We start from the raw sequence: 4,056 nt of genomic DNA, 5'->3' as shown, positions 1-4,056 counted from the left end.
CTGCCCGAGCAGCTGCGCAAGACCCTGACCTGGGACCGCGGCAAAGAGCTCTCCGCTCACGCACAGTTCGCGTTGGCCACCGGCACGAGGGTGTTCTTCGCCGACCCCCACTCACCCTGGCAGCGGCAGAGCAACGAGAACACCAACGGCCTGCTGCGCCAGTACCTCCCCAAGGGCACCGACCTGTCGCGATGGTCAGCCGAGGACCTCGAAGCCGTCGCCCACACGCTGAACAACAGGCCCCGCAAGGCCCTTGGCTGGAGAACCCCGGTCCGAGGTCTTCGAGGAGCAACTACGCTCCCTGAAACAACCCGGTGTTGCATCGACCGGTTGAACTCAAGCAGTACCGAGCGATCCGCTACACCGCGCGACTCGCTGGGGCCGAGGCCGTCGCGTCCGTCGGGAGCCGTGGCGATTCCTACGACAACGCCATGGCCGAAGCACTGAACTCGCTGTTCAAGGCCGAGTGCATCCGCAACCCGGTCATGCGCCCCAAGGGCGGCTGAAAGAACGTGAGCGACGTCGAGATCGCGGTCGCCGAGTACGTCGACTGGTTCAACCACCGACGCCTGCACGGCGAGATCGGCCTCGTTCCGCCGGCCGAGTTCGAGGCCACCCGCTGGGCCAACGACGACGTCACCGACTACGTTGAAACACTCGTCCCGACCGGGACTGGTTCCAAGTAGACGAGCCTCCACGAAACCCGGGGCGATCCAACCATCCGGGCGCGTTGCGGTTGCGTCATCGTAGGATCGAAACGCGGAGCCCGCGCGCCGCGCTGTTCGTCTCCGGAACGTGGATAGGACCTTCGTCAAGTGCATACGTTCGTCGCTGTCTTCAATCGATCGTCGCCGATTGATGCCGTCGAGGTCGAGAGAGAGGCTAGCCGCGTCCTGCCTTTTAGAGACCCCCAGCAGGACAAGGTTGCCTGGGTCAGCGATGACGGACGATTCGCCCTCTTCGGCTGGTCCAATGAAGGGAGCCTGGCGGCGAAGGTGCTCGTTAACAACGTTGATCGAATCCGTTGCATGACGGGCTACGCAGACAGCCGCAAGCTTGCGGCTGTCGAGATTGCTGGTGCGTCGTCGCCAGGCGTCTGGGCGCTGTTGGAAGTCGCGTCCGGGCAGATCACGGCACGGGCCTCGGCGTCCGGTTGTGAGGTGCTTTACGTTGCAGAGCAGGCAGACCGAGTTGTCGTTGGAAACCGGGCGCTGCTCGCTCACCTCATCGCGGTTGGCGGGGGACGCCCCGTCCCCGACCTCGTCGGGCTCTCGGCGATCGTGACGACCGGCTACGCGACGACGTCTCGCACAGTCTTTGAGAACGTCCGAGCCCTTGCGCCGAATGAGCTAGTCCGCGTGACGCCGCGCGGGGTCGAGCGGAGTGACCCGATCACTCTCCTGCCGCAGCCGGCAGACGACTATGCGTCGGCAGGCGAATCGGTGGCAGAGGCCCTGCTCGCGAGTGTCGCTCTCGAGGATCATCAGGAAGGTCCTGTCACCCTGGGCCTCACGGGCGGACGAGACTCCCGGCTCATGGCTGCGATCCTGCATCGAGCGGGCGTGCCCCTGATCGCTCGCACATCGGGCGCACCTGAGGACCCCGACGTGGTTGTCGCGACAGAGGTGGCGGCGTACCTCGGACTCGATCACCACCGCAGCCCCCAGCGAGGGGCTGTCCGCGACGATTCCGGCATTACGGTCGACGTCGGCCAGCGACTTCATGCAGCGGTGGTCTTGGGGGATGGGATGCTCGGAGCCTACGACTCTGTCGGGGTGATCGACGACCGCTTCCGTCCTGACCTCGCTGCTTTCGGTGGCACGGGTGGAGAGATCCTTCGGGGCTATTACGCAGCAGATATCGCGGATGTCGCCATCTCGGAGGTTCAGCGCCGCTACCTCAGGAAGCGCGTGCTGTCCGGCGGCAAGTGCCTCACCAAGGATGCTGCTTCCGCCTACGAGTTGGATGTCTCTCCGTGGTTCGACCTGCTCGAGCAGCATGGTCTCCAGGCTCTCGAGTGGTTCTACGTGAATCAACGCACGGGCCGCTGGGCGGGGACCGCCCGAAGCGCCGCCTCGATCGGATCTCTCGCCAGACGCCCGTTCCTAGACCATGTCGTCGTCGAGCGCGCTCGTTCGGTGCCGCTCAGCGACCGAGTCAACGAACGTTTGATCTATGACGTGATGAACACCCTTGCACCTGGGTTGGCTGACCTGCGATTCGCTGGCAAGCGTTGGAAGTTCGATGAGCGGCAGCCCGAGGACCCCGACACGAGAGCGCGATGGCATGACCGCGCTCCGCTGGTGGGTTCGAAGGGTGACCGTGCTGCCTTCAACTGGCGGGTCGACCTACCTGAGGTGCGGATGGAGCTTGCCGAGCGCGTCCTCGATGGCGATGAGCGCCTGTGGAACATCCTCAGTCGAAAAGCAGTCTCGAGCCTCGTCGACAAGGAGAACGTGAGCCGGGCCGAGATGGTCCAGTTGTGGAACATGGCGACGGTCAGCCAGGCCTTGGCCACGGACTTCGCCGTTGGCACCCAGTTCGATCGAGTCCCGACGCCCATCCGAGCTGCGCTGCCCGCTGCGGTGCCGGCCGATGCAAGGGATCCTTGGAGGGCTCGCGCACGTCGAATGGTTCGCAAAGTGGGAGCGCGTGCTCTCAAGCGCCTCGGGCGGTAGCACCAGCCTCGTGCCCAGGCCAGTTGGGGACTGCCCCCGGACGGTGGCGCCGGCCGCGGCCATCTCTCGGACGAGCGGGAAGACAATTTTCCCGGCAGGTTCGCCTGCGACAGGTAGGCAGCGGCTTGGCGTAGGACCTCGTTCTCCTGCTCCAGTAGCCGGATTCGCTTCTTTGCTTCACGCGGCTCGGCACGATCAGCGTCGGTCAGACCGGGGCGCTTGCCGTCCTCGATGTCAGCGCGCTTCAGCCAGTTGGTCAACGAGCCTTCGCAGATGCCGAAGTCCTCGCCTTGCGTCTACTCAGACGCGTTAGCCGCGGCGGCGGCGGAACAGCACCGCGGAGAAATCGAAGGTGAGTCGAATCTCCGCTGCCCGCTTGGACGGTGACTCGGTCGCAGGTGGGACCGTCTCAGATGCTGATTCGGACCTGGGCTCCGGGCCAGACGCTCTCGCGGGCGTCGCGCCGGGTTGAGGTGAGACAGCACTGCGGGTCTCGTCAGCCAGGTGGCCGTAGGCCTGTTGCGCAGCTTGGCGGGTGACGCCGAGGGCGTCGCCGATCTGTGTCCAGGTGGCACCCGCTTGTCGTGCGGCGACGGCTTGGTTGTTGATGTGTGTGCGGACGGCGTTGAGGACCGCTTGAAGTGCCCGGAGCGCGAGGAGTGGCTGGTCGCTCGCGCTGAGGCCGGTGAGTCTGATGAGTTGTTCGAGCGTCGGTCCGCCAGGTGTTGGTGTCGGCATGGGTGACAAGGTGCGGGTGCTGTCCGGTGGCGCCAGGAGGTTGTCGGCTACAGGAGGATCTGTCTGCCTGGGGGCTCTTGGGGGCGGCGTCAAGGTGTCTTGACTGCAATCTGGGTTGACGTCAATCGGGGTTGCGTCGCTTGCAGACTCAGCGGCTTGGAGCTGAGCGGTGAGCCAGGTGATGACTTCGGCGTAGGCGTCGGGGGGCATCCAGCGGGTGCCGGCGGTCCAGCTGCTCCATCGGCGGCGGTCGTGGTTGCCGTGGGCAGCGAGCGCGGTCAAGATCGCGTGCCTGCTCAATGATCGGAGCGCGGAGCTGACGTCGTGCTGGATGCGGGCGGTGCGCTTGTCCGGGTTGGAGCCGTTGGGTGGGAGGCGCCAGTTGGGGTCGCCGGTTCGGCCGAAATGATCTGGGTTGGTCAGATAGGCCCGGGGTGCGGGGCGGGGGGATCGCATGGGGTCACGGGTGCGGGCCTGATGCGCTGGAGCATTGGGTCCCCGGGGAATCTGGACATGGTCGTGTCCGCAGTTGAGGCGGTAGTTGCGGACAACTCCGTCACGGTCTGAACCGTCCCCGGTTCAGTGACTGGCGAGTTCTCCCGACAGCTGCTGCTGACCGGGGTTGATCTGACGGTAATAG

General features: G+C 65.5%; 3 protein-coding genes and 1 pseudogene. All 4 read left to right on the top strand.

Features of this window, described 5'->3' with window-relative positions:
• A pseudogene (locus K8Z61_RS18705) lies at nt 1-334 on the top strand (IS30 family transposase); the annotation flags it as partial.
• On the top strand, nt 315-506 hold the full coding sequence (locus K8Z61_RS18700; RefSeq protein WP_374227999.1) for a hypothetical protein: 192 nt from the start codon (nt 315-317) through the stop codon (nt 504-506). The pseudogene K8Z61_RS18705 and the gene K8Z61_RS18700, both read left to right, overlap by 20 nt.
• A gap of 6 nt (nt 507-512) precedes the next feature.
• Nucleotides 513-686 carry an IS3 family transposase gene (locus K8Z61_RS18695; protein WP_224131881.1) on the top strand — a complete coding sequence of 58 codons (174 nt, stop codon included), beginning with the start codon at nt 513-515 and terminating at the stop codon, nt 684-686.
• A 129-nt stretch (nt 687-815) separates the two neighbouring features.
• Complete coding sequence (locus K8Z61_RS18690) at nt 816-2,678, top strand: asparagine synthase-related protein (protein WP_224131879.1); 1,863 nt, start codon at nt 816-818, stop codon at nt 2,676-2,678.
• Nucleotides 2,679-4,056: the final 1,378 nt, after the last annotated feature.

The sequence above is a fragment of the Nocardioides sp. TRM66260-LWL genome, assembly GCF_020075545.1.
In the GTDB taxonomy this organism is placed as follows: Bacteria; Actinomycetota; Actinomycetes; order Propionibacteriales; family Nocardioidaceae; genus Nocardioides.
The sequence above is the reverse complement of the archived record's forward strand: the minus strand, read 5'-3'. Positions and strand labels throughout refer to the sequence as shown.